This window comes from Saccharopolyspora rosea (assembly GCF_025643595.1).
GTDB lineage: Bacteria > Actinomycetota > Actinomycetes > Mycobacteriales > Pseudonocardiaceae > Saccharopolyspora > Saccharopolyspora rosea.
The window spans coordinates 256137-281509 of the sequence record NZ_CP102826.1 but is presented as its reverse complement, the minus strand read 5'-3'; the positions used below and the strand labels follow the sequence as shown (position 1 = coordinate 281509).

The window sequence follows — 25373 nt, the reverse complement described above, 5'->3', positions numbered from 1 at the left end:
CGATGAGCAGAACCGTCCTGGCGCTGGGGCTGCTGCTGGTCGTCGGGTTGACCGGGTCCGCAGCCGCGGCCACCGGCGAGGGCCGGTTCGACCGACCGCGCCGCGGCTTCGCCCCACCGGACACGGTGTTGCAGGACGGCTCGCCGGGCGATGTCGGGCTGGACGCCCAGCCGATCGACGACGCGATGCGCCGGATCGCGTCGTGGACCGAGCCGACGCCGGGGCTGGCGCACCCGATGTACGCGGGCGCGGTGGCGCTGCTGGCGCACGACGGGGTCGTGGTGGACCGGCGGGCGGTCGGCAAGGAACTCCGCTACGCCGACGCGCAGGGCACCGAACTCCCGCCCGACCAGCAGGAACCGGTGCGTCCGGACACGATCTTCGACATCGCCTCGTTCACCAAGCTGTTCACCTCGATCGCCGCGGTGCAGGAGATCGACGCGGGCCGGGTGCGGCTGGACGCACCCGTCGCCGAGTACCTGCCGGAATTCGGCGTCAACGGCAAGGAGCGGATCACCGTCCGGCAACTGCTCACCCACACCTCGGGCCTGCAGGCCGAGGTGCAGCTGTGGAAACTGCCGCCGGAGCAGCGGATCCCGTCCGTCATGCAGCTGACGCCCGAGCACCCGCCGGGCACGAACTACACCTACGCCGACCCGAACCTGATCACGCTCGGCGTGCTCATCGAACGGGTCAGCGGCAAACCGCTCGACGAAGTGGTCCGGGAACGCATCACCGGGCCGCTGGGCATGCGCGACACCGGCTACAACCCGCCGCCGAGCGAGCTGCACCGGATCGCGGCCACCGAGTACGAGAGCAACCCGCCGCGCGGCCTGGTGCGCGGCCAGGCGCACGACGAGAACGCCTGGGCGCTGGGCGGTGTCTCCGGGCACGCGGGGATCTTCTCGACCGCGGACGACCTCGCCGTGCTCGGCCAGACGATCCTCAACGGCGGCAGCTACGACGGCGTGCGCATCCTGTCCCCCGAGGCCGTGCGGATGATGCTGGCGAACTACAACCAGGCGTTCCCCGGCAACGCGCACGGGCTCGGCTTCGAACTGGACCAGCGCTGGTACATGGCGGGGCTCAGCGGACCGCACACCGCCGGGCACACCGGTTTCACCGGGACGTCCCTGGTCATCGCCCCCGAGTCGGGTTCGGTCGCGGTGCTGCTGAGCAACCGGGTGCACCCCTCCCGCGACTGGGGTTCCAACAACGCCGCCCGCGAAGCGCTGGCGCAGGGGCTCGCCCGCGCCCTGGCCGTGCGGCCGACGCACGGTTCGGACTCCTGGTACGCCGACCCGGCGCGGCCCGCCACGCTGACGACCGGTCCGCTGGGCCCGGTCAGCGGTCCGGCGCGGGTGTCGTTCGACGCCTTCGTGGACACCCAGAACGACTCCGACGGAATCGACCCGCTCATCGTCGAGTCCAGTGTGGACGGACAGGACTGGCGGCGGGTGGCCCTGCGCGCGTCGGGCCCGGGTGCGCCCACCGGACCGCAGGACCAGCTCGCCGGGGCCGGTCACCGCTCCTGGTGGCACGTGGTCGGCACGGCCTCGGCCGAGCCGGGCCAGCGGCTGTGGCTGCGCTGGCGCTACGCCCCGGACGCCCGCTACATCGGCCGCGGGGTGAACCTCGACGGCATCCTGGTCGCCGACCGCGACCGGACGCTGCTCGACGGCGAACGCCAGGTCGACAGGTTGCGCGCGGAGGGCTGGAACCAGGTCGAGCGCTGACGTTCGAATCGCCGACGTTCCAGGTTGTTAGCATCCGCCGAGTGGACGCATCGGCGCAGACCCGCGAACTGTGCAGTCTGGTGAGCGAGCTGGCGCACGCCATCGACGAGCACGTCCGCAGCTGCGTCGCCGACTCCGAACTCACCAGCACGCAGGCCGTCGCGCTGCGGGAACTCGCCGAACCGCTGTCCATGCGGGAGCTGGCCGCCCGCATGCACTGCGCCACCTCCAACGTGACGTTCGTGGTGGACCGCCTGGAGGAGCAGGGCCTGGTGGCCCGCGAACCGCACCCGACCGACCGCCGCTCCAAACGCCTGGTGCTCACCGCGGAGGGAGCGCGGCAGCGCGAGGTCCTGCTGTCCCGGCTCGCCGAGGACTCCCCCCTCGGCGACCTCGGCGAACACGAGCGGAACTCGCTGCACACCCTGCTCCAGCGGGCGCTCGCCCGGCGCTAGGGGTCGCGCGAACGGCGCAGCGCAGGCACTGTCACAGCGAGAGCAGGAGCCGCAACCGAAGGGAGACACCGGTGTCCCGGATTCCGCAGGATCGCGAAGACATCCTGAGCAAGCGCGCATTCGGCCACGTGGCCACGATCGGCCCGCACGGGGAACCGCAGTCCAGCCCGGTGTGGATCGACTGGGACGGCACGTACCTGAAGTTCAGCCAGACCAAGACCCGGCAGAAGTACCGCAATCTCCAGCGCGACCCGCGGATCTCGATCTCCGCGCACGACCCGGACCAGCCCTACCGGTACGTGGAGGTCCGCGGCCGGGTGGCCCGGATCGAGGACGACGAGGGCAACGCGTTCATCAACAAGATGGCGAAGAAGTACCTCGACGAGGACGAGTACCCGTGGCCGCAGCCCGGCGAGGAGCGGGTGATCGTCTACGTCGAGCCGGAACGCGCGACCAAGCAGTGACGGGGGGCGGCGTGCGCGCCGACTCACCGACCGCACGCCGCCGTTCACCCCTTCGGAGGAGTCGGGGCGGGATGAGAGCCGGGTAGCCGGGTATCCCCCCGGTACGGAGGGACTCCGCTCGGAGCCCCGAAACGCTCGAAAAGGCACCTCTTCCGAGATACGTTGACCTGCACACAAGGCGGTTAGTAAGTTTCCCACATGGTCACTGACGACATGACCTCCGAGTCGGGCGAATCCAGCCCGCTCGTCAAGATCCGCTCTCTGCTGCCGGGATTGGCCCGGGCGGAGCAGCGGGTGGCCAACATCGTGCTCTCCGACCCGGCCGCGATCGCTCGCCGCAGCATCACCGAGGTCGCCGAAGCGGCCGGGACCAGCGAGACCACAGTGACCCGCTTCTGCAAGGCGATCGGCGTGGGCGGCTACCCGGACCTGCGGATCGCGCTGGCCGCCGACACCGCGCGCACCTCCACCCGGGACCGCGAGCTGGGCAGCGACATCGCGCCCGACGACGACGTCGCGCAGATCATCGAGAAGGTCGGCTACACCGATGCCAAGGCCGTCGAGGAGACCGCCGACCAACTCGACGCCGACACCCTGGAACAGCTCGTCGAAGCCGTGGCCCGGGCGCGGCGGGTGGACGTCTACGGCGTCGGCGCGAGCGCCTTCGTCGCGCTCGACCTCCAGCAGAAGCTGCACCGCATCGGACTGACCTGCTTCGCCTGGTCCGACACGCACAACGCGCTGACCTCGGCGGCGGTGCTGCGCGAGGGCGACGTCGCCATCGGCATCTCGCACACCGGCGCCACCAGCGAGACCGTGGAGGCGTTGCGCGAGGCCCGGCGACGCGGGGCCACCACCGCGGCGCTGACGAACTTCGCGCGCTCGCCGATCACCGAAGCCGCCGACCACGTGCTGACCACGGCGGTCCGCGAGACCACCTACCGATCGGGCGCCATGGCCAGCCGGATCGGGCAGCTCACCGTGGTCGACTGCCTGTTCATCGGGGTCGCCCAGCGGCACCTGGAACAGGCCAGGGCCGCGTTGGAGGCCACCTACGAGGCGGTCGGCGGCCACCGCCTGGAGACCCGCCCCGACCGAAGGCGGCAGAAGGAGGCGTGATGGGACGGGACACCAGGGCCGAGCACGCGGTGCGCGTCAACGCCCCCACGGAACGCACCAATCCGCGGACCAAGGACATCGACCTGCTGCCGACCCTGGACGTCCTGCGACTGCTCAACGCCGAGGACCGGATCGTGCCCGAAGCCGTCGGGCGCGTGCTGCCGCAGCTCGCGCGGGCGGTGGACCTCGCCGTTGACGCGCTGCGCGCCGGTGGCCGCGTGCACTACGTGGGCGCCGGGACGTCCGGCCGCCTCGGCGTGCTCGACGCGGCGGAGTTGATCCCGACCTTCAACGTGCCGCCGAACTGGATCGTCGCGCACCAGGCGGGCGGCCGGGACGCGTTCCTGCGCGCGGTGGAGAACGCCGAGGACGACACCGAATCCGCGGCGGCGACCGTCCAGGCGCAGGTCACCGGCGCCGACTTCGTGCTGGGACTGGCCGCCTCCGGCCGCACCCCGTACGTGCTGGCCGCGCTGCGGACCGCGGGCGAGCTCGGTGCCCGGACCGGGATGGTGACCTCGAACCCGGAGATCGACGACGTGCCCGCGGACGTGGTGATCGCGGTCGACACCGGACCGGAACCGATCACCGGATCCACCCGGATGAAGGCGGGCACCGCCCAGAAGCTCGTGCTGACCTCGTTCTCGACCGCGGTGATGATCCGCCTCGGACGCACCTACTCGAACCTCATGGTCAGCATGCACGCCACGAACGCGAAGCTGCGCGGCCGCACGCTGCGGATCCTGCAGGAGGCGACCTCGGCGTCCGAGGACGAGTGCGCCGCCGCGCTGGCCGCCTCGGACGGCGACCTCAAGACCGCGCTGGTGCACCTGCTCACCGGCGTCGACGTCGAGCGCGCCGCGGCGGCCCTGGCCGTCTCCGACGGCCACGTCCGGGAGGCCCTGCACTCCCTGACCCCGTGACCGCGGCGGACGGCGGTCACGGCATGCCGCGGGCGACGTTGCGGAACGCCTCGGTGACCACCGACCAGAAGGCGTCGCGGTCCAGGACCGTGGCGACGTCGGCGTTGGGCACCGGCGCGTCGAAGTCGGTGACCGTCATGCCCGAGGTGAAGCGCCCGTGGGTCTCGACGTCCACGCGGGCCGGAACGGTCTCGATCAGTCCCGGGTCGATGAGGTGGGCGACCGCGCAGGCGTCGTGCACCGCGGGCCCCGCGTGGTGGCGCCCGGCGTGCTCGCCGTAGAAGTCCAGGCACGGGGTGAGCAGTTCCGACTCCAGGCGTCCCAGGCCGGCGAAGCCCGCGCGCACCGCGGCGTCCGCGCGCGCCTGGTGCGTCAGGTCCAGGCCGATCATGACCGGGCGCCACGGCGCGCCGAACACGACCGCCGCGGCCTCCGGGTCGGCGTGGATGTTGAACTCGGCGGCGGGCGTGGAGTTCCCGCGGCCGTACGCACCGCCCATGATCACCAGGCGCCTGGCCCACTCGACGATGCGCGGTTCCTTGCGCAGCGCGAGGGCGATGTTGGTCAGCGGTCCGATGGCGACCAGGGAGATCTCGCCGGGTTCGGCGGCCAACCGGTCGACGAGGAAGTCCACGGCGTGCCGGTCGCTGAGCCGGGAGGTCGTCGGCTCGGGCAGCACGACTCCGCCGAGCCCGGTCTCCCCGTGCACGTCGGCGGCGGTGCGCGGCTCGCGCACGAGCGGTCGTCCGGCACCGCGCGCGACCGGGACGTCCATGCCGTAGTAGTCCACCAGGCACAGCGCGTTGCGGGTGGTGTGCCCGAGTTCGACGTTGCCGCCGACCGTGGTGATGCCGACGACGTCCAGCGCCGGGCTGCCGTGCGCGAGGGCCAGGGCGAGCGCGTCGTCGATGCCCGGGTCGCAGTCGATGAGGACCTTCTCGGCCATGTCCGCTCCTCCTACTCCGCCACCGCGTCCGCGATCGACTTCGCTTCGCGGGCGCCGGTCTCCAGCGCCCGGCAGCAGTAGCCGATCCACTCGGCGAGCCGGTCCGGGTCGCCGGTCACGTACCCCTCGGCCGCCCGCGCGTACTCGTCAGGTCGGCGGTAGTAGGCGACCTCCGGCACCACCAGGCCCTTCGGGTCCAGACCGCTGCCGATCACGGTGAGCCGGGCGGCGGCGCGGGCCACCACGCCGTCGGCGGTGCCGAACGTGGCCAGCGCGAGCAGTTCGCCGTGCACGACGGCGGCGACGACGGGCCCCGGGGTCTCCCCCGCCGGGGCGGTGAGGATCTCGGCGAGCAGGTCGAGCCGCTGGGCGACCCCGGGGTCCCGGCGGGGACGTCCCAGCCGGTCCGGGTCGTCGACGAGGTCGGTAGCGGCGAGCACGTGCAGCCGGGCGAGCGCCTGCCGCGGGGCGCGCTGCCAGGTCGGCAGCAGCGTGCCGGTCGCCTCGGCGATCCGCAGCGAGCCCGCCAGCAGCGGGTCGGTGACCTCACCGGTCTCCGGGATCTCCGCCGCGCCGCCGGCGACCGCGGCGGAGGCGCGGGCGGCGCGCACCGACGCCTCGGCGGCGGTGGTCGGCCAGCCCCGGCGGTTCGCCGGGTGCCGGTGCACCTCGTCGATGGCCGCACGGGCGGCGGCCACCGCATCGGTGACCCCTGGCAGCTCCAGCAGCGGAGCCAGCGACGGCTTGTCGTTCACGGCGGCTGACGCTACCGCCCGATCGGGTTCCCCTCGCACACCCGGCACGCGATGTGTGACACAGTGGCCACCCGAATGCCCTGGGTGACTGTCCGTTTCGGCAAACTTCGGGGAAATGGTCTAAACCATTTGGTGAAACCCCCTGTTGGAGTGAGGCCGATCGCATTACGGTTCGACTAGCACAGGCGACCATGAGCCAGGGAGGTTCTCCACGATGAGCCAGCCCGACGGGCAGAGCAACACGCTGGACAACCTGCTCAACGAGAGCAGGACCTTTCCGCCGTCGGAGGAATTCGCGGCACAGGCCAACGTCACGTCGGCGCTCTACGACGAGGCGAACGCCGATCGGGAGGCGTTCTGGGCCAAGCAGGCCGAGGGCCTGCACTGGGACACCAAGTGGAGCCAGGTCCTGGACTGGTCGAACGCTCCGTTCGCCAAGTGGTTCGTGGACGGGAAGCTGAACGTCGCCTACAACTGCGTCGACCGGCACGTCGAGGCCGGGCACGGGGACCGGGTGGCCATCTACTGGGAGGGCGAGCCCGGTGACTCCCGGCAGATCACCTACGCGGAACTGCAGCGCGAGGTCTCCCGCACGGCCAACGCGCTGGCCTCGCTGGGCGTCGGCGCCGGTGACCGGGTGGCGATCTACCTGCCGATGCTGCCCGAGGCGGTGTTCTCGATGCTGGCGTGCGCCCGGCTGGGCGCGATGCACAGCGTCGTCTTCGGCGGGTTCTCCTCCGAGGCGCTGCGCACCCGCATCAACGACGCCCAGGCCAAGGTCGTCATCACCAGCGACGGGCAGTACCGCCGCGGCAAGGCGATGCCGCTGAAGGCCAACGTCGACGACGCGGTGGCGGGCACCCCGAGCATCGAGCACGTTCTGGTGGTCAACCGCACCGGCATCGACGTCGAGTGGCACGACGGCCGCGACAAGTGGTGGCACGACGTGGTGGCCGACCAGCCCGACCAGCACACGCCGGAGGCGTTCGACTCCGAGCAGCCGCTGTTCATCCTCTACACCTCGGGCACCACCGGGAAACCGAAGGGCATCCTGCACACCTCCGGTGGCTACCTGACCCAGGCGGCCTACACGCACCGCACCGTGTTCGACCTCAAGGCCGAGTCCGACATCTACTGGTGCACCGCGGACATCGGCTGGGTCACCGGGCACACCTACATCGTCTACGGCCCGCTGGCCAACGGCGCGAGCCAGGTGATCTACGAGGGCACTCCGAACACCCCGCACGAGGGCCGGCACTGGGAGATCGTGCAGAAGTACGGGGTGACGATCTACTACACCGCCCCGACCACCATCCGCACCTTCATGAAGTGGGGCGCGGAAATCCCCGCGAAGTACGACCTGTCGTCGCTGCGCGTCCTCGGATCGGTCGGCGAGCCGATCAACCCCGAGGCGTGGATCTGGTACCGCAAGAACATCGGCGGCGACCGCACCCCGATCGTGGACACCTGGTGGCAGACCGAAACCGGCGCGATCATGATCTCCCCCCTGCCGGGCGTGACCGCCGCCAAACCGGGCTCGGCGCAGACCCCGCTGCCGGGCATCTCGGCCAAGGTCGTCAACGAGACCGGGAAGCAGGTCGGCAACGGCGAGGGTGGCCTGCTCGTGCTGGACCAGCCGTGGCCGTCGATGCTGCGCGGCATCTGGGGCGACGACCAGCGCTACAAGGACACCTACTGGTCGAAGTTCGCCGACCTCGGCTACTACTTCGCCGGTGACGGCGCCAAGTACGACACCGACGGCGACATCTGGCTGCTGGGCCGCGTGGACGACGTCATGAACGTCTCCGGCCACCGCATCTCCACCACCGAGGTCGAGTCGGCACTGGTCTCCCACCCCAGCGTGGCCGAGGCCGCCGTGGTGGGCGCCAGCGACCCCACCACCGGCCAGGGCATCGTCGCGTTCGTCATCCTGCGCGGCGGCGCCGAGGACGCCGCCAGCGGTGAAGCCGCACTCGCCGCCCTGCGCGAGCACGTCTCCAAGGAAATCGGCCCGATCGCCAAACCCCGGCAGATCATGGTGGTCCCAGAACTACCGAAGACCCGCTCCGGCAAGATCATGCGCCGGCTGCTGCGCGACGTGGCCGAGAACCGCGAAGTCGGCGACGTCACCACCCTCGCCGACTCCTCCGTGATGGACCTCATCTCCAAGGGCCTCAAGTCCTCCTCGTCCGAGGACTGACCAGGCACGACGCGAAGGGCGCCTTCCCGGCCGGGGAGGCGCCCTTCTTCATGTGCACTGGACAAAAGTTCGCATTGAGAACAACCTGGGTGTTAGGGTGGCGTCAGGGTGTGCCGGGAAGTCTGGTCGGCGATGACGATTCCGTGGTAGCCGCTTCCCGGGGAGCCCCAGTGCCCGAGCCCAATCGCCGTTCCGACCAGCCGGCGCACGACGCCCCGCCCACCGGGCGGCAGGAACGCCGGCGCACCTTCGACTTCGGCGCGTACCTGCGCACCGAGACCGTCGGCGGCATGGTCCTGCTGGTCGCCGCGGCGGTCGCGCTGCTCGTCGCCAACTCGCCCGCCGCCGACCTCTACCACGCGGTGCGCGACTTCGAGATCGGCCCGCACCTCCTGCACCTGGACCTGACCGTCGGCGAATGGGCCAAGGACGGCCTGCTGGCCATCTTCTTCTTCGTCGCGGGCCTGGAGCTCAAGCGCGAGCTGGTGATCGGTGAACTGGCCGACCGCAAGACCGCGACGCTGCCCGTGATCGCCGCGTTCGGCGGCATGATCGCGCCCGCCGTCCTCGCGTTCGCCATCGGACACGGGGCTGCCGGCGGGCACAGCGCGTGGGCGATCCCGGTCGCCACGGACATCGCGTTCGCGCTGGGCGTGCTGTCGCTGACCGGGTCGTGGATGCCGACCGCGGCCCGCGTGTTCCTGCTCAGCCTCGCCGTGGTCGACGACCTCGGCGCCATCGTCGTGATCGCCGTGCTGTTCACCGGCGGGCTCGACGTGATCGCGCTGGGCGCCGCCGTGTTGCTGTGCGGCGTCTACTGGTTCGCGCAGCGCAAGCGGATCACCACGCCGTGGCTGTACGTGCCGCTGGCGCTGGCGACCTGGATCGCCGTGCACTCCAGCGGCATCCACGCCACGATCGCCGGTGTCGCGCTGGGCCTGCTGACCCGCGTGCGGTCCGACCCGGGCGAGACCGAGTCGCCGTCGATGCGCCTGGAGCACCGGTTGCAGCCGTGGTCGGCCGGCCTGGTCGTGCCGGTGTTCGCGTTCTTCGCCGCCGGAGTGCCGATCAACGGCGAGGCGCTGGCCTCGATCGTCCACGACCGGATCGCGATCGCCGTCGTCGTCGGGCTCGTGCTCGGCAAGGTGGTCGGCATCTTCGGCAGTTCGTTCCTCGCCGTGAAGCTGGGCCTGGCCGCCAAGTCCGCCGACCTGAAGTGGCGGGACCTGAGCGCGCTGGCGATCCTCGGCGGCGTCGGCTTCACCGTGAGCCTGCTCATCGCCGAGCTGTCCCTCCAGGGAGCGGCGGCCGAACGCGCGAAGGCCGCGGTGCTGATCGCCTCGGCGATCGCCTCGCTGCTGGCCGCGACCGTGCTGCTGCGGCGCGGTCGGCGCAACCACGACGGGATCGGCACCGAGGGTGCGTGAGCGGCACCGGTGAGTAACCCGGGAGTAACGCCCCGCGAGTCGGCGGTTCGCACGCTGATCGAGCGTGGCACGATGGGCACCGTGAACAGCGCCCAGAACAGCAACAACGGCAGCCGTGACTGGAGTGCGGTCACGTCCATCCCGCTGTCCGAGGAGGGCTCGGGACCCGACTCCGGGCAGTCCATCGGTGCGCTGGTCCGCGACGCCACGACCCACCTGTCCACTCTGGTCAGGGCCGAGGTGGAGCTGGCCAAGACCGAGCTGGCCGGGGAGGTCAAGAAGGGCCTCAAGGGAAGCGTCTTCTTCATCCTCGCGCTGGCCGTGCTCGGCTTCAGCACGTTCTTCCTGTTCTTCACGCTCGCCGAGGGACTGGCCCAGCTGGGCCTGTGGCGCTGGGCGGCCTTCGGGATCGTGTTCCTGTTCATGCTGCTCGTGGCCGGGGTCTTCGCGTTCCTCGGCTACCGCCGGGTGCGCAAGATCCGCGCCCCGAAGCGCACCATCGAGTCCCTGAAGGACGCCAAGCAGATCACCCACCGCCGCGAGGAAACCTCGGCCTGACCGGTCCCGCGGCTCGGCGACTGGCTGTGAACCTGGTCAGCGGAGGTGCGAGCGGGGTGGGCCGCTTCCGGTGAGCGGTCTCGCGACCGGCACCGCCGCGGGTTCTCCGGTGGGTGCAGGGCCTCCTCGGGGGACGGCACCGCCGGGGACGGCGAGTCCGAACACCGGCGCTCAGTTCGTGCACTGCCCCGTCGGGACCTGGTCGTGCAGGCTCGGCGCGGCGGCCACCTCGTCGGCGACCTCGTCGGAGGTGAGGGCGAAGCCGGTCTCCGGATCGTCCACCGCGGCGCCGAAGACCACGCCGACCACGTGGCCGCTCGGGTCGATGAGCGGTCCGCCGGAGTTCCCGCTCCGGACCTTCCCGCGCACCGTGTAGACGTCCCGGGTCACGGTGTTCGCGTCGTAGATGTCCGGACCGCGCAGGTGGATCCGCTCCCGCACCCGGCCCGCCGACGCGGTGTAGGGGCCGTCCAGCGGGTAGCCGAGCGCGATCACGTCGTCACCCGGCTTCGCCGGGGCGTGCGCGAAGGACATCGCGTCGGCGTCCAGGTCCGGAACGGACAGCACCGCGATGTCCGTGCGCGGGTCGTAGAGCACCACCTTCGCGTCGAACTCGCCGCGGCCGATCTCGATCGCCACGTGGTCGGTCCCGGCCACGACGTGCGCGTTGGTCATCACGCGGTGCGGTGCGACGACGAATCCGGTCCCCTCCAGCGCCCGCGCGCAGGACACCGCGCGGCCGCGCACCTTCACCACGCTGGTGCGCGCGTGGCGCACCGCCGGGCTGTTGTCCAGCGCCGGGTCCGGTGGCGCGATCTGCGCGACCGGGGTCTCGGTGAACGGCTCCAACGCGTCCGGGAAGCCGGCCACGCCGAGCATCCGGCGCAGTTCGTCGGGCAACTGCTTGGCCGACTCGGGCATCACCGAATCGACCGCGCGGAGCACTTTGGACCGGGTGACCGCCGAGGCCAACCCGGGCAGCGCGGACGCCGAGGTGAACGGCAGCGCGACGAGCCAGGCGACCACGAAAACCGCCGCGCACTGCAGGATCGCGCCGAACGCGTTGTCCACTCCGGTCAGCTTCGCCGAGGTGATCCGGTCCCGCAGTTCCCGCCCGGCCCACATGCCGAACGTCTCGCCGAGGGCGACCAGCAGCACCACGATGCCGACGCCGAAGCCGATGCGCGCGGTCGGGTTGTCCAGGCGTTCCAGCAGCAGCGGTGCGACCTTGAGACCCACGACGGCGCCGACGAAAACGCCCAGGAACGAGAACAGGGCCGTGACCAGACCGCTGCGCGCGCCGGACACCGCGGCGAGCAGGGCCAGCAAGACCACCAGCAGATCAACCCAGTTCACCGGTCGTCACCTCGTCCTCTCGCCCGACGCGCGGTCACCACGGTCTCAAACCGCCCCGGTGCGGCCGAAACCGATGTCGTCGGCTTCCTCGGCCGCTCGCCACGCCTCGTCGAGTTCTCGCACGTCGGCGCGGTTCCACCGGCGGGCCCAGCCGGCCAGGTCGAGCAGCCCGGACAGCAGTCCGCCGGTGAAACCCCAGACAAGCATGCCGGGCACCAGGAACGCGGGACTCGGGTGCCGCCCGGCGAGTTCCACGCGCAGCCGGTTCGCCGGATCGGTCAGCCAGGCGATCGGGACCCGCGCCACGGCCGCGGTCTCGCCCGGGTCGACCGGCGCGACCGGCGACGGCCGCACCCAGTGCGCCAGCACCGGGCTCACCCGGAAGCCGCTGTGCGGTACGTGCAGTTCGGGCAGCGTGGCGACCGGGCGCACGCCGTCGGGTCGCAGCCCGACCTCCTCGACGGCCTCGCGCACCGCGGCGTCGACCGGTCCCCGGTCGGTGGAGTCGACCGACCCGCCGGGGAAGGCGACCTGGCCGGGGTGCGAGTTCAGCCCGTCGGCGCGGCGCAGCAGCAGCACGTCCGGCCCGGACTCGCCCTCGCCGAACAGCACGAGCACGGCGGCCGGGCGGGCGCTGGCCGGCGGGTTGGCGCGCGGCCAGCCGAAGTGCCCGGGATCCAGGTCGGCGGTGCGCTCGACCAGCGGGCGGAGCCATTCCGGCACGTCCGCCGGGTCGACCAGGGGTCCGGTCACGGGCCACTCCCCAACGTTCGCCGCACGGCGGCCCGAACCTCGTCGGGCGATTCGAACGCGACGGGCGGATCGATGCGACGCACCTCGCCGGAGGACGTCACCACGTAGCTGACGGGAAGCAGGTTCGGCGCCTTCAGCGCCGCCTGCGCTCGATCATTCCCGTCGTGCACGTTCGGGAAGTGAACGCCGAGTTGCCGGAGCAGGTCAAGACCGTCCGCCTCATCGCTTTCGACCTGCACGCCCACCACGCGGATCGCGTCGGGCTGCTTCGAGTACTCCTGGAGCGCGGGGAGCTCGGTGCGGCACGGCGCGCACCACGAGGCCCAGACGTTGATCAACGTCGGCTCTCCGGCCACCGCCGATGCGAGGTCGACCGGCTTCCCATCCGCCATGCAGGTGACCCCGACGCCGGTCAGTCCGGCCGGCCCGCCGGCCGTCGACCGGCACGTCTCCAACGCGGCGGCGGTGCGCTGCGTCGGATCGACGGCGCGGGCGGCGGGCGGTGCGGGCGGCGGCGCGGCGGTGTCCGAGCGCTGTTCGGAGCCGCGCGGCCACAGCGCGATGATCCCGACGACCGCGAGCACGACGACCACGATCGTCCAGCGGATCTCGGTGCGGTACGCGGCCCAGCGGCTCACGCCGACGGCTCCTTGGCGGCGGCGCGCTCGATCGTCTTCTCCGGGACCTCGTCGGCGACCCCGGCCAGTTTCAGCAGACGCGGCGCCTCCGGGCCGCGGACCAGCTTCGCCGCCTCCTGCGGTTCGGTCGGCCCGGCGCCGAAGGACGGGCAGTCGCGGGCCAGCAGGCAGGCCCCGCAGGCGGGCTTGCGGGAGTGGCAGACGCGGCGGCCGTGGAAGATCACCCGGTGCGAGAGCATCGTCCACTCCTTGCGCGGGATGAGCTCACCGACCGCGTGTTCGACCTTGACCGGGTCCTCCTCCGCGGTCCAGCCCCACCGGCGCACAAGCCGCCCGAAGTGCGTGTCGACGGTGATCCCGGGCACGTCGAAGGCGTTGCCGAGGATCACGTTCGCGGTCTTGCGCCCGATGCCCGGCAGCTTGACCAGCTCGTCCAGCGTGTCCGGCACCTCGCCGCCGTGCCGCTCCACCAGCGCCGCGCCCAGCCCCATCAGCGAGGCGGCCTTGTTCCGGTAGAAGCCGGTGGAGCGGATCATCTCCTCCAGCTCGACGCGGTCGGCCCCGGCGTAGTCGGCGGCCGTCGGGTACTTCGCGAACAGGGCCGGAGTGACCTCGTTGACCCGCTTGTCGGTGCACTGCGCGGACAGGATCGTGGCCACCGCGAGTTCCAGCGGGGTGCCGAAGTCGAGTTCGCAGTGCGCGTCCGGATAAGCTTCGGCCAACGCACGGAGCATCCGGCGGGCCCGCCGGACCAGGCCCAGCCGGGATTCGCCGACGCGGGACCTGGCGGTCGTGGTGAGCTTGGTTCGAGCTGGGTCCGACACCCCACCAGAGTACGGATCCGATCGCCACGGGAGGTGCCCGCACCGTCACGCGCGCGCAGAACCCACCCCCGGTTGCATCCCCCCTGACGGCATGAGCGAGGATTTCACCATCATGGCTGCCTGGTTCGTCATCGTCGTACCGCTCGTGATCATGTTCTTCACGTTGTTCATGGAGCGCGTGGAGGCACGACTGCGCCACGTGGCGGTGCAGGAGAACGAGGTGGAGGAACTGCTGGAGAACGCCCGACCCGACGAGGTCCGGGCGCTGTTCCGGCAAGGAATTGGACGCGCGCTGGAGCTGTTCCAGCTTCGCAGGGTGGGACGCGCCGGTAGGCTGCGTACTCGCCGCTCCCGCGACCAGTCTTAGAATTTAGCTGGTAGTGATCGGCGGCACACGCCAGACACGCGACGGCGGGTCGGCATTCGACAGACAGCCGCCGCGTCTCAACATGGAGGGACGAGGTGGACGAGACCCTGGCCCGGGCCGGCATCTTCCAGGGCGTGGAGCCGGCCGCGGCGGAGGCACTGGCCCAGTCGCTGGAACCCGTGGAGTTCCCGCGAGGACACGTGATCTTCGCCGAGGGCGAGCCGGGTGACCGGCTTTACATCATTCAGTCCGGCAAGGTGAAGCTCGGGCGCAAGTCCCCGGACGGCAGGGAGAACCTGCTGGCGATCATGGGGCCGTCGGACATGTTCGGCGAGCTGTCCATCTTCGACCCGGGACCGCGGACGTCGACGGCGACCACGGTCACCGAGGTCCGCACGCTGAGCATGGACCGCTCGGCGCTGCGGCAGTGGATCGCCACCCGTCCGGAGATCGCCGAGCAGCTGCTGCGCGTGGTCGCCCGGCGACTGCGCCGCACCAACGGCATGCTCGCGGACCTGATCTTCACCGATGTTCCGGGACGCGTCGCCAAGGCGCTGCTGCAGCTCGCGCAGCGCTTCGGCAGCCAGGAAGCGGGCCTGCTGCGGGTCACCCACGACCTGACGCAGGAGGAGATCGCGCAGTACGTCGGGGCGTCCCGGGAGACCGTGAACAAGGCGCTGGCGGACTTCGCGCACCGCGGCTGGCTGCGGTTGGAGGGCAAGAGCGTGCTCATCCTCGACCCGGAGCGGCTGGCTCGCCGGGCTCGCTGAGCCCGCTGCCCAGCTCGCGCGCACGCGCGCCGACCGACGGATTCGGGACCGCTCCCGGATCCTTCAGTCGGCGCGCGTTCTCATGCGCGCCCGAACGCTGTGAAGGGACTGGGCGCCACCCCCGACGCGGCGCTCCAGCCCCTTCACATGTGCGTGGTTCGTCCCCCGACGACCAACCACGCTCCCCCGATCCTCCGATGCGTCGGCCCCGAATCCTCTGCACCGGAGGAAGCCGTTTTCTCGACGATGCTCGACGCCCGAGTCCGGGTTCAAGCCCTCTCACCTTCCAGGACGCGGCGGCCCCGGGCATTGGTTTCGGAGGTCACCCGGATTGCGTACCGAGGTCGGCTCCTGACTAAGAGTGTGCCCGGAAACGCGGGTAACGGAACCGGGTCATAGGTCCCATCACGCCAGACGTGACCGGAATAACGCCACATGGGTTGGTACGTTCGTACCACTATCCGGATACTGGTACGCGTGTCCATGTCCCTCCGCGATTACCGCACCGCACTGACCACTCCCGGCGCAGCCGCACCCGTGACGGCTTCGCTGCTGGCACGCCTGCCGATCGCGATGGTCGGGCTCGCGCTGATGCTCTACGTGCAGCGCGAGACCGGCAGCTTCGCGGCGGCCGGGCTGGTGTCGGCCAGCGCCCTGGTCGGCGTCGCGTGCGGCTCGGTCGCGCAGGGGCGCGTGATGGACCGGGTGGGTCCGAGCATCCCGCTGTACGTGATGGCCGGGGTCTTCGCCGCGTGCGTCACCGCTGCCGTCCTGGCGGTCGAGGCGCACCTGCCGGTCGGGGTGCTCGCGCCGCTGGCGTTCCTCGTCGGCGTGAGCGAACCGATGACGGGACCGGCCTCCCGGGCGCTGTGGAACGAGCTGCTGCCGCCCGGCCCGGTCCGCGACGCCGCGTACTCGTACGAGGCGATCAGCATGGAGGTCTTCTTCATCCTCGGTCCCGGGCTGGCTGGCATCCTGGTCGCCATGCCGTGGCCGGGCACCGGCGTCGTGGTCGGCGCCGCCTGCATGGTCATCGGCAGCGTCTGGTTCGCCTCCACGCGCGCGGCCCGGGGCCAGCGACCGCAGGCCGCCGAACGCCCCGCCGGGAGCCTGCTGGGCGCGCTGGCCACGCCCGGGATGCGCACCGTCGCGCTGGCCGCGCTGGGCTTCGGCATCCTGATCGGCTTCGTCGAGGTCGGCGTTCCGGCGGCCGCCACCGACGCCGGGCACGCCACGGCGGGCGGTCTGCTGCTCAGCGTGCTGTCGGTCAGCTCCGTCATCGTCGGCGTGATCTATGGCGTGCGGCCCTGGCCGCGGCCGATGCACCTGCGCCTGCCCGCCCTGCTGTTCGGCTTCGCGGCGTTGATCGCGCTGCTGGCCGTTCCGTCGACGCTGTGGGGCCTGTGCCTCGCGTTGCTGGCCGCGGGCAGCTTCATCACCCCGCAGTCGACCGCGCACTCGGTCGCGATCGAGATCGCGGCCCCGCAGGGCACCGCGACCGAGGCGTTCGGCTGGGTGGTGACGTCGGTGACCCTGGGGTCGGCGATCGGGCAGTCGGCGAGCGGTCAGCTCGCCGAGCTCAGCGGCCCGCCCGCGTCGTTCGCGACGGCCAGCGCCGTCGGCCTCGTCCTCGCCGCGGTCCTGTGGTTCCGCCGCCGCAGCCTCGTCCCGGCCACCAGCCGCTCGGACGTCGGCCTCGCCGGGGTGTGACCCCGCGTCACTCCCGGAGGTAGGTGAGCTGGGCCTGGACGGTCAGTTCGGCGGCCGGCCAGACGGAGCGGTCCACGTCCGCGTAGACGATCTCGACGACCTGGCGCGGGGTGACGTCCGGGCCGCGGTCGCGGACCACCGCCCGCACCTGGTCGAGGCGCTGTTCGCGGTGCTCCAGGTAGGCCGCGGCGGCGGCGCCCGCGTCGGGCAGTTCCGGCCCGTGGCCGGGCAGGACCCGCGTGCCCTCCGGCAGGGCCACCAGGCGCCGCAGCGACCGCAGGTAGGAGCCGAGGTGGCCGTCGGGGTGCGCGACGACCGTGGTGCCGCGGCCGAGCACGCTGTCGCCGGTGAACACCGCCGGCTCGTCGTGCTCGGCGAGCAGGCAGATCGAGTCGCTGGTGTGGCCGGGCGTGGCCAGCACGCGCAGTTCGACTCCGGCCGCCTCGACCACCTCGCCGTCGGCGAGCGGTTCGGCGTTGCGGCACAGGCCGGGATCCAGCGCGCGCACCGGAGCGCCGGTCAGCCGGGTGAAGTGCTCGACGCCGTCGGTGTGGTCGGGGTGGTGGTGGGTGAGCAGCACCAGCGACACCGGACCGGCGTCGGCGACCCGTTGCAGGTGGTCCGGGTCGTCCGGCCCGGGGTCGATCACCACGCGGTCCGCGGCGTCCGGGGAGCCCACCACCCACGTGTTGGTGCCCTCCAGCGTCATCGGCGTCGGGTTGCGGGCCAGCAGCACCGACGCGTACGGGGTCACCGGCCGCAGCTCGCCGTACGCCGGGTGCTCCATCACTTCGCCTCCTCGTATCCGGGTTCGCCGGGCAGCACCGCGCGCCACCGCCCGTCGCGGCGGACCAGGCGCGGGATGACCTTGCCGAGACCGCGCTCGGCGTCCAGCGCCGCCCGCACGCCGCCGCACTCGGCGACCTCGGTGAGCGTCACCCAGGTCGGCGGGAGCAGTCCGCAGCGGCCCTCCCTCCAGTCGGCCAGCGCCTGCTGCGGGGTGCGCCAGTACGCCTCGGACGCCTCGGTGGTCACGGCGTCGGCCCGCTGCCCCGCCGGCATCGCGGCGAGGAAGAACCTCGTGTCGTAGCGCTTGGGCTCGGCCTCCGGCGTCACCCAGTTCGCCCAGGGGCGCAGCAGGTCGGCGCGCAGCACGAGCCCGGCGTCGGACAGGAACTCCGCCAGCGAGACGTCCCGGGACACCAGCGCCGACCGCGCGTCGGCGTAGCGGGAGGTATCCCCGACCACCTCGTCGGCGGCGGGGCCGGCGAGCAGCACACCGGACTCCTCGAACGTCTCGCGCACGGCCGCGCACACCAGCGCCCGCGCCAGCCCGGTCGAGCACCCGAAGCGCTCCGCCCACCAGCCCGGCTCGGGGCCGCTCCACGCCACCGAGACGTCCGAGTCCCGCGGATCCACACCTCCGCCCGGGAAGACCGTCATGCCCCCGGCGAAGGCCATTCCGGCCACCCGCCGCTGCAGGAACACCTCGGTCCCCTCGGCGCCCTCGCGCACCAGCACCACGGTCGCGGCGTCCTTCGGCGCCGCCGGCGGATCGGGGGGCTCCGGCGGCACGAACCCTTCCGGCAGGGCCATCTCCTCGGGCAGTCGCACCATGCCGATCACACTATGTCGGAGCGGACGGCGTCGGTAGGAGCCGCGGCATGGGCTTCACAGAAGCCGCATGCATGATCACATAATGTGATGCACGTCATAGAAACCATTTCGCGCCGCTCCGCAAGGGTCATGACGAGGAAACACTCCAACGGGCTAGCGTTCGAACCTCCGGCCAGAACGCCCGATCCTGGCAGATCGATGGCACACGAACCAGTACGACCGTTAGGGTGATCGTGCGATTTCAGATCGCGTGAAAAAACGACGGCCGAGGAACGCCGAGGGTTGCCGCCCTCGTCGGTCGCGCACCTCGGCCGCCGCTAGTGGTCACTCCTGACCACGGACCATCCGGGCAACGACCCGCAGCGCGACGGCCAGCGGCCTGGCTGCTCCAGCCGGGCCGCCTCGGCCGGACACTTCGAGGACGACCACTGCGAGATCTACCCCCAGTGCCGCGTTCTCGAATGCGTCAGCGGCCCGCCGACGCCACTTGTCTGGCTGTCGCCCTTCCGCATCGACCACGCTTCGCACATCCTTCCTCCGCGCCGGGCATCCGGCGTTTCGGACTGACGACCCGAGCGCGAACCCTGTCCCCCAGCTCGACTTGGAAGGAGCGACGAGCGCGCGATCGATGCAGCAGAGAGTAACAGGATGATCAGACCAAGCGCGTGAACGATACGGCCACCTGGGCATGGACACGACAAAGATGCGCACGGAGCGTGCACGTCGTGACACGGCACGACGTCGCATGGAAATCGTTTTCCGGAACATGAGCTGGAACAACCGGCCGCGGCGGAAAAACTACTGGCGCGTATCCTTCTGGCAGCAAAAGATCTGTGATCTGCGCCATATTCATTCCCGATTTGATTGCTTGGTCAACGAGATTTTCCGCTCTCCTCGCGGGGGCGAGGACGGTGTGATCGTCGGTGCAGGGCAGGGGGCCTTCTGCGGCGGGTGGGGTGGGGCGGAGGCACCATGGCCGGTATGGGAGATGCGGTGCGTGTCGGGGTTGTCGGAGCCGGGCCGTGGGCTCGTCGGGTGCACGGGCCCGGGTTGTTCGATCACGAGGGCACGCGGTTGGCGGCGGTGTGGGCGCGTCGGCCGGACGCGGCGAAGGAGCTCGCCGAGCCGTACGGGGCGGATGTCGTCGACGGGTTCGAGCAGCTGTTGGAATCGGTCGACGCCGTGGCCTTCGCGGTGCCGCCCGCGGTGCAGGCCGAGCTGGCCCCGCGCGCGGCTCGGGCGCGCAAGCACCTGGTGTTGGAGAAGCCGCTGGCCACCGACGAGCGCGGAGCGCGGAAGATCGCCGACGCGGTGCGGGAGTCCGGGGTGGCGGCGTTGATGATGCTGACCCGGCGGTTCGACCCCGAGGTGGGGCGGTGGCTGTCCGGGCTGCGCAGCACGGACGGCTGGCGCGGTGGTACCGGGCGCTGGCTGGCGGGCGGGTTGCTCGGCGGCGACTACGCGGCGTCGCCGTGGCGGCAGGAGACCGCCGGCGCGCTGATCGACGCGGGCCCGCACGCCATCGACCTGCTGGAGGCCGCGCTCGGCGACGTCGACCGGGTGCCCTACGCGCACCGCAGCGGTGACGACCTGTGGCAGATCGTGTTCGGCCACGTCGGCGGCGCGACGAGCACGCTCACGCTGTCGCTGCGCGTGCCGGTCCAGCCCGCTGTCGTCGACTTCTCCGTGTACGGCGTGCGCGGCCAGTCGCAGCTGGGCGGGCGGCGCACCGCCGCTCGGGAGTGCTACGCGCGCATGCTGGACGACTTCCTCGCCATGATCCACGACGGCGAGACCCACCACCCGTGCGACGTCAGCCGCGGGCTGCACCTCCAGCGCGTCCTGTCCGACGTGCTCGCCGCCGCCTGAACCGTCCTGGTCAGGCGGTCAGTGCTGCTGGCCGGAGTAGCCCTGGTTGCCGACCGGGGCGCTGATCGGCGGGAAGCTGCCGGTGCTGGTGCCGGGCATGGTCGACGTCCAGGCGTCCTGGGTCGGACGCGACGACTGCCTGCGCGGGGCCGAGCGGTCCTGCTCGCGGTGGGCGAGTTCCTCGTGCAGCTTGCGCAGCAGGTTGCGCTCCCGGTCGGTCAGCTTGGCGTCGACGGCCGGGGGCACGCGCATCGAGCCGTCCTCGCCCTTGGACTCCGCCTGCGCGGTGGCCGGTCGCGCCGCCGCGGGCTCCTCCTCGGGTTCGGGTTCGGGCGCCGGTTCCGGCTCTGGCGGCGGGGCCGCCTCCTGCGCGGGGACCTCGGGAGCCGGGGCGGACACCTCCGGCGCGGCGGGCGCGGGCTCGGCCCGGGCCGCCGGCGGCTCGCCGCCCAGGCTCACCCGCTGAGCCGCGGCGAGCGCGTCGCGGTGGTACCCGGGCAGGTCGGTGCCGCTGGTGAAGACGTCGACGGAGCAGTCGACCCCTGCCCGGCGCAGCGCCTCGATGAGTTGCAGGCCCACGGCCGAGGCGGAACCGTCGGAGCCGACCTCGGCGAGCAGCACCCGGCGCGGCACAGCTCGGTAGCTCGCGCCGGCCGGTGTGGTCCGGGTGACCGACCACAGGCCGTGCACTCCCGCGAGCCGGGAGGTGACCGGAGCCAGCGCGGCGACCAGGTCACCGCCGTCCTCCTCGGGCTCGGCGAAGCGGTGTTCCTCGGCGGGCACCGCGTCGACGACGTGCAGCCGGTCGGCGAGGCTGTGCGGGGAGCGGGTGTCGTCCAGCACCCGGCGCAGGTGGTACTGCTCGGTCGAGGACACCGGGATCCGACCCGCGAGCAGGCAGCCGGTGAGGAACTCGGCCGCCGCGTCGAGCCGGCCGGTGCCGAGCAGTTCGCGGGTCGTGTTGACCGCGTCGTCGTCGACCCTGCCGGTCATGGCCAGCAGCAGGGTCTGCAGCCGGTCGGCGGGGCCGGTGCCTTCGGCGATGTCCACCACGCTTGACTCCTTCACGGATTCGCACCGCTGAAGCCGCGGTGTCCCACGAGTTCGTCGGCCCCGGTGCACACCAGCACCGACTCGGCGAGCGCGGCCCGGTGGTACGGGGTGGGGTCCAGTTCGGAGGGGATCACTTCGACGCAGGGTTCGGCGTCGCCCAGCGCCCGGAGCACCCGTTGGATCTCCCCGGTCAGGGCGATGACGTCGGCGGACGCGGTGACCAGCACGACCCGTTTGGCGCGGCCGCCGTCGTCGCGTCGCCAGCTGCTGCGGACCTCGCCCACACCCGGTCGGCCCCGCAACGTGGCGCCGAGGACCAGCAGCTCGGAGTCGGTGCGCCCGTCGGTCGCCGAACCCGGGCTGAAGGCGTGGTCGGCGGCGGGTCGGTCGGCGGGCGGGATCGCGTCCACGACGGACCGGTCGGCGCCCAGCGGCAGCAGCGCCTCCGCCAGCAGCCGGTGGTCGGCGTCGTCGAGCGGGATGCGTTCCCGCAGCAGGGTGGCGGGCAGCGACCGGGCGAGCACGTCCGCGGCGCCGCCGGCGAGCCAGTCCCGGTAGCGCCACAGGAATCGATCGGGCAACCGGCCGGCGAGTCGTAGTAGCAGTTCGTGGCACAGCTGATCGTTTTCCGGCACCGCCACGTCGGCCCCTTCCCGGTGTCGTGCTCCCTCGTGCGGGGTGTCCCGCAGCCGCTGCCCCTCCGGGCGCACCCGTCCAGGTGAACTCTGGACGCGACTGCTCGACCGATCAACCCCCATTGGTCGTGCTATTGGCTACGCCCTGGAATCGTGTCCACCTGTTCGGACTATCGTGATCATGAAAAGTCCGGACAGGTGTGATCGCAGCGTACTTGCCGGTGGTGCAGCCGCGTGCGCTGCCGTCGAAATCCGCCACGGCAGCAACGCGGCGCCGCCCGATTCGGACGGCGCCGCGCAATTGTGAAACCTATTCACTCAACTTCGACGACCAGCTCGACCTCGACCGGAGCGCCGAGCGGCAGCTCGGCCACGCCGACCGCGGAGCGCGCGTGCTGGCCCGCCTCGCCGAAGATCTCCCCGAGGAGCTCGGACGCGCCGTTGATCACCCCGGGCTGCCCGCCGAAGCCCTCGGCCGACGCGACGTACCCGACGACCTTGACGACCCGGACCACGGAGTCCAGCCCCACCAGCGCGTCCACCGCCGCGAGAGCGTTGAGCGCGCACGCCCGGGCGCAGCCCTTGGCCTCCTCGGCGCTCACGCTGCCGCCGACCTTGCCGGTCGCGGCCAGCTCGCCGTTCACGAACGGCACCTGGCCCGAGGTGTGGACGTGCGAACCGCTGCGCACCGCGGGCACGTAGGCCGCCACCGGGGCGGCCACGGCGGGCAGCTCGACACCGATCTCCGCCAGGCGGTCGGTCCACCTGCCCATGTCAGCCTTCCTTCGGACGCTTCATGTAGGCCACCATCTGCTCGCCGGTCGGCCCCGGCAGGACGGCGACCAGCTCCCAGCCGTCCTCGCCCCACTGGTCGAGGATCTGCTTGGTCGCGTGGCTCAACAACGGCACGGTCGAGTACTCCCACTTCTGCATGGCCGTCAGCTTAGGAGACCCCCGGGCGGAACGGATCGAACCGGACCCCGGCTCCCCGACCGACCCCTCGCGGGCGACCCGACGGACTTACGCTGATCGCGTGAGGCGACGAGCGGGGAGCTGATCGTGTGAGCGATGGGGACGCCGAACTCAACCAGGCACGGCTGCACGTCGTCACCGGCAAGGGCGGCACCGGCAAGACGACGGTCGCCGCCGCCCTGGCGCTCGCCCTGGCGACCGGCGGCCACCGGGTGCTGCTGATCGAGGTGGAGGGCAGGCAGGGCATCGCGCAGCTGTTCGACACCGCACCGCTGCCCTACTCCGAGGAGTGGATCGCCGCGGCGCCCGGCGGTGGCGAGCTCCGCGCGCTGGCCATCGACGCCGAAGCCGCGCTGCTGGAGTACCTGTCGATGTTCTACAACCTCGGCTTCGCCGGGCGGACGCTGCGCCGGATGGGCGCCATCGAGTTCGCCACCACGCTGGCGCCCGGCCTCCGGGACGTGCTGTTCACCGGCAAGATCAAGGAGTGCGTGACGCGCACCGACGAGCGCGGCCGGTACGTCTACGACGCGGTGGTCGTCGACGCTCCACCCACCGGCCGCGTGGTGAAGTTCCTCGACGTCACGCGGGCCATGGCCGATCTGGCGAAGGTCGGCCCGATCCGGGAGCACAGCGACGGCGTGGTGCGCCTGGTGCACTCCGACGCCACGGTCGTGCACCTGGTGACGCTGCTGGAGGAACTGCCGGTCCGGGAGACGTTGGAGGCCGTGGCCGAGCTCGACGCCGCGGACCTGCGCCCCGGCGGGGTGGTGTGCAACCGGGTCCGACCGGACCGGCTGCCCGCGCGCTCGGTCGCCGCGGCCGCCGACGGGCGGGTCGACGCGGGCCGCATCCGCGCCGGGCTGGCCGACGCCGGCCTGCAGGTCGACGACGACACCCTCGACGGCCTGGTGGCCGAGACCGTCGAGCACGCCGTGCGCACCCGTGCCGAGCAGGAGGCGCGGCGGCAGCTCGCCGAGACCGACCTGCCCACGTTGTCGCTGCCGGAACTCACCGGCATCGACGTCGCGGAGCTGTACGAACTGGCCGAGATCCTCACCGACCACGGCATCCGGAGCCCCCGATGAGCGAACCGGTCCGACCTGCCCAGATCGACGTCGACGCGCTGCTGGACGATCCAGCCGCGCGGATCGTGATCTGCTGCGGCTCCGGCGGTGTGGGCAAGACGACCACCGCCGCGGCGCTGGCGCTGCGCGCCGCCGAGCGCGGGCGCAAGGCGGTGGTGCTCACCATCGACCCGGCGCGGCGGCTCGCGCAGGCGCTGGGCCTGCCCGAACTCGGCAACCAGCCGCGGCGGGTGGAGCTGCCGGGCTTCGAGCCAGCCGGGGACCTGAGCGCGATGATGCTGGACATGCGCCGCACCTTCGACGACATGGTGCTCGCGCACGCCGGCCGGGAACGCGCCGAGCAGATCCTCAACAACCCGTTCTACAAGACGATCTCCACCTCGTTCTCCGGCACGCAGGAGTACATGGCGATGGAGAAGCTGGGGCAGCTGTCGGCCACCGGGAGCTGGGACCTCATCATCGTCGACACCCCGCCGAGCCGGTCAGCGCTGGACTTCCTGGACGCGCCGCAGCGGCTGTCCACGGTCCTGGACGGCCGGTTGATCAAGATGCTGTCCAGCCCGGCCCGGGTCGGCGGCAAGGGACTGCGCAAGCTGGTCGGAGCCGGGTTCGGCATCTTCGCCAAGGCGGTGTCGACGATCATCGGCGGCCAGCTGCTGGCCGACGCCTCGACGTTCGTGCAGGCCTTCGACTCGACCTTCGGCGGGTTCCGGGAACGCGCCGAGCAGACCTACCGGCTGCTGCGCTCACCGGGCACGTCGTTCCTGGTCGTGGCCGCACCCGAACCGGACGCGCTGCGGGAGGCGTCCTACTTCGTGGAGCGGCTCGCCGGGGAGCGGATGCCGCTGGCCGGGTTGGTCGCGAACCGGACGCACCCGGTCTTCGCCGGGCTGGCCGGGGCCAGGGCAGCGGCCACGGCCGAGGAGATCGAGTCCGGTGGTGCGGCCCCGCTGGCGGCCGCGGTGCTGCGGGTGCACGCCGACCGCGTCGCGGTGGCCGAACGGGAGAAGCGGCTGCTGGCCCGGTTCACCCGGGCGCACCCGGAGGTGCCGCTGGTCGGGGTTCCGGCACTGCCCTCGGACGTGCACGACCTCGAAGGGCTCCGGGAGATCGGCCGGCGGTTGGCCGGTGAATAGCC

26 protein-coding genes are annotated in these 25373 nt (G+C 72.0%); 14 read left to right on the top strand and 12 right to left on the bottom strand.

Annotated features, from left to right (window positions below; genetic code table 11):
• Positions 1 to 2: 2 nt before the first annotated feature.
• The 5 genes from NV263_RS01375 (at position 3) to murQ (ending at position 4697) form a co-directional block, all read left to right on the top strand.
• On the top strand, positions 3 to 1736 hold the full coding sequence (locus tag NV263_RS01375; protein ID WP_263250518.1) for a serine hydrolase domain-containing protein: 1734 nt from the start codon (positions 3 to 5) through the stop codon (positions 1734 to 1736).
• 41 nt (positions 1737 to 1777) lie between these two features.
• On the top strand, positions 1778 to 2191 hold the full coding sequence (locus NV263_RS01370; RefSeq protein ID WP_263250517.1) for a MarR family winged helix-turn-helix transcriptional regulator: 414 nt from the start codon (positions 1778 to 1780) through the stop codon (positions 2189 to 2191).
• Between the two features lie 71 nt (positions 2192 to 2262).
• Positions 2263 to 2655: a PPOX class F420-dependent oxidoreductase gene (locus NV263_RS01365; RefSeq protein ID WP_263250516.1), complete on the top strand. Its 393-nt coding sequence runs from the start codon at positions 2263 to 2265 to the stop codon at positions 2653 to 2655.
• A gap of 198 nt (positions 2656 to 2853) precedes the next feature.
• The gene (locus NV263_RS01360) at positions 2854 to 3774 is read left to right on the top strand and encodes a MurR/RpiR family transcriptional regulator (protein WP_263250515.1); all 921 of its coding nucleotides are present in this window, start codon (positions 2854 to 2856) and stop codon (positions 3772 to 3774) included.
• Positions 3774 to 4697, top strand: a complete 924-nt coding sequence (gene murQ / locus NV263_RS01355) for an N-acetylmuramic acid 6-phosphate etherase (protein WP_263250514.1) — start codon at positions 3774 to 3776, stop codon at positions 4695 to 4697. The genes NV263_RS01360 and murQ overlap by 1 nt, the downstream gene beginning before the upstream one ends.
• Positions 4698 to 4713: 16 nt before the next feature.
• Here murQ and NV263_RS01350 read toward each other — a convergent pair whose 3' ends face one another.
• Both NV263_RS01350 and NV263_RS01345 read right to left on the bottom strand, forming a co-directional pair.
• Positions 4714 to 5643, bottom strand: a complete 930-nt coding sequence (locus tag NV263_RS01350; RefSeq protein WP_263250513.1) for a nucleoside hydrolase — start codon at positions 5641 to 5643, stop codon at positions 4714 to 4716.
• 11 nt (positions 5644 to 5654) lie between these two features.
• Positions 5655 to 6398, bottom strand: a complete 744-nt coding sequence (locus NV263_RS01345; RefSeq protein WP_263250512.1) for a Fic family protein — start codon at positions 6396 to 6398, stop codon at positions 5655 to 5657.
• A gap of 214 nt (positions 6399 to 6612) precedes the next feature.
• On the opposite strand from NV263_RS01345, the gene acs reads away from it, so the two are divergent.
• From acs to NV263_RS01330, 3 genes are all read left to right on the top strand, one after another.
• Positions 6613 to 8598, top strand: a complete 1986-nt coding sequence (gene acs, locus NV263_RS01340; RefSeq protein ID WP_263250511.1) for an acetate--CoA ligase — start codon at positions 6613 to 6615, stop codon at positions 8596 to 8598.
• 266 nt (positions 8599 to 8864) lie between these two features.
• On the top strand, positions 8865 to 10025 hold the full coding sequence (nhaA, locus tag NV263_RS01335; protein WP_380758129.1) for a Na+/H+ antiporter NhaA: 1161 nt from the start codon (positions 8865 to 8867) through the stop codon (positions 10023 to 10025).
• Between the two features lie 72 nt (positions 10026 to 10097).
• The gene (locus tag NV263_RS01330) at positions 10098 to 10583 is read left to right on the top strand and encodes a phage holin family protein (protein WP_263250509.1); all 486 of its coding nucleotides are present in this window, start codon (positions 10098 to 10100) and stop codon (positions 10581 to 10583) included.
• Positions 10584 to 10754: 171 nt separating this feature from the next.
• Here NV263_RS01330 and NV263_RS01325 read toward each other — a convergent pair whose 3' ends face one another.
• Genes NV263_RS01325 through nth form a run of 4 tightly spaced genes read right to left on the bottom strand, consistent with a single transcriptional unit; the run spans position 10755 to position 14154 of the window.
• A complete protein-coding gene (locus tag NV263_RS01325) occupies positions 10755 to 11939 on the bottom strand; it encodes a MarP family serine protease (RefSeq protein ID WP_263250508.1) in 1185 nt (394 codons plus the stop codon).
• A 45-nt stretch (positions 11940 to 11984) separates the two neighbouring features.
• Positions 11985 to 12692, bottom strand: a complete 708-nt coding sequence (locus tag NV263_RS01320; RefSeq protein ID WP_263250507.1) for an NUDIX hydrolase — start codon at positions 12690 to 12692, stop codon at positions 11985 to 11987.
• The gene (locus tag NV263_RS01315; protein ID WP_263250506.1) at positions 12689 to 13330 is read right to left on the bottom strand and encodes a TlpA family protein disulfide reductase; all 642 of its coding nucleotides are present in this window, start codon (positions 13328 to 13330) and stop codon (positions 12689 to 12691) included. The genes NV263_RS01320 and NV263_RS01315 overlap by 4 nt, the downstream gene beginning before the upstream one ends.
• Positions 13327 to 14154: an endonuclease III gene (gene nth / locus NV263_RS01310; protein WP_380758065.1), complete on the bottom strand. Its 828-nt coding sequence runs from the start codon at positions 14152 to 14154 to the stop codon at positions 13327 to 13329. Before nth ends, NV263_RS01315 begins: the two co-directional genes overlap by 4 nt.
• A gap of 112 nt (positions 14155 to 14266) precedes the next feature.
• Between nth and NV263_RS01305 the strand changes: the two genes are divergently transcribed.
• The 3 genes from NV263_RS01305 to NV263_RS01295 all read left to right on the top strand — a co-directional run bounded on the left by NV263_RS01305 (position 14267) and on the right by NV263_RS01295 (position 17001).
• Entirely contained in the window at positions 14267 to 14521 is a 255-nt protein-coding gene (locus tag NV263_RS01305) for a hypothetical protein (RefSeq protein WP_029535541.1), read from the top strand.
• A 95-nt stretch (positions 14522 to 14616) separates the two neighbouring features.
• Positions 14617 to 15291 carry a Crp/Fnr family transcriptional regulator gene (locus tag NV263_RS01300; RefSeq protein ID WP_168586181.1) on the top strand — a complete coding sequence of 225 codons (675 nt, stop codon included), beginning with the start codon at positions 14617 to 14619 and terminating at the stop codon, positions 15289 to 15291.
• A 483-nt stretch (positions 15292 to 15774) separates the two neighbouring features.
• Entirely contained in the window at positions 15775 to 17001 is a 1227-nt protein-coding gene (locus tag NV263_RS01295) for an MFS transporter (protein ID WP_263253991.1), read from the top strand.
• A 7-nt stretch (positions 17002 to 17008) separates the two neighbouring features.
• On the opposite strand, the gene NV263_RS01290 is transcribed toward NV263_RS01295, so the two are convergent.
• Both NV263_RS01290 and NV263_RS01285 read right to left on the bottom strand, forming a co-directional pair.
• Positions 17009 to 17788, bottom strand: coding sequence for an MBL fold metallo-hydrolase (locus NV263_RS01290; protein ID WP_263250505.1), 780 nt, complete (start codon positions 17786 to 17788; stop codon positions 17009 to 17011).
• Complete coding sequence (locus NV263_RS01285; RefSeq protein WP_263253989.1) at positions 17788 to 18597, bottom strand: NUDIX hydrolase; 810 nt, start codon at positions 18595 to 18597, stop codon at positions 17788 to 17790. The genes NV263_RS01290 and NV263_RS01285 overlap by 1 nt, the downstream gene beginning before the upstream one ends.
• 1002 nt (positions 18598 to 19599) lie before the next feature.
• On the opposite strand from NV263_RS01285, the gene NV263_RS01280 reads away from it, so the two are divergent.
• Positions 19600 to 20487 carry a Gfo/Idh/MocA family protein gene (locus NV263_RS01280; protein WP_263250504.1) on the top strand — a complete coding sequence of 296 codons (888 nt, stop codon included), beginning with the start codon at positions 19600 to 19602 and terminating at the stop codon, positions 20485 to 20487.
• 18 nt (positions 20488 to 20505) lie between these two features.
• On the opposite strand, the gene NV263_RS01275 is transcribed toward NV263_RS01280, so the two are convergent.
• The 4 genes from NV263_RS01275 to NV263_RS01260 all read right to left on the bottom strand — a co-directional run bounded on the left by NV263_RS01275 (position 20506) and on the right by NV263_RS01260 (position 23108).
• Positions 20506 to 21540: a hypothetical protein gene (locus NV263_RS01275; protein ID WP_263250503.1), complete on the bottom strand. Its 1035-nt coding sequence runs from the start codon at positions 21538 to 21540 to the stop codon at positions 20506 to 20508.
• Positions 21541 to 21551: 11 nt separating this feature from the next.
• Positions 21552 to 22181: a hypothetical protein gene (locus NV263_RS01270; RefSeq protein WP_263250502.1), complete on the bottom strand. Its 630-nt coding sequence runs from the start codon at positions 22179 to 22181 to the stop codon at positions 21552 to 21554.
• A gap of 308 nt (positions 22182 to 22489) precedes the next feature.
• Complete coding sequence (locus NV263_RS01265) at positions 22490 to 22948, bottom strand: RidA family protein (RefSeq protein ID WP_263250501.1); 459 nt, start codon at positions 22946 to 22948, stop codon at positions 22490 to 22492.
• Between the two features lies 1 nt (position 22949).
• Positions 22950 to 23108: a DUF4177 domain-containing protein gene (locus NV263_RS01260; RefSeq protein WP_263250500.1), complete on the bottom strand. Its 159-nt coding sequence runs from the start codon at positions 23106 to 23108 to the stop codon at positions 22950 to 22952.
• Between the two features lie 128 nt (positions 23109 to 23236).
• Between NV263_RS01260 and NV263_RS01255 the strand changes: the two genes are divergently transcribed.
• Positions 23237 to 24235, top strand: coding sequence for an ArsA-related P-loop ATPase (locus NV263_RS01255; RefSeq protein WP_263250499.1), 999 nt, complete (start codon positions 23237 to 23239; stop codon positions 24233 to 24235).
• The gene (locus tag NV263_RS01250; protein WP_263250498.1) at positions 24232 to 25371 is read left to right on the top strand and encodes an ArsA family ATPase; all 1140 of its coding nucleotides are present in this window, start codon (positions 24232 to 24234) and stop codon (positions 25369 to 25371) included. The genes NV263_RS01255 and NV263_RS01250 overlap by 4 nt, the downstream gene beginning before the upstream one ends.
• Positions 25372 to 25373 lie beyond the last annotated feature (2 nt).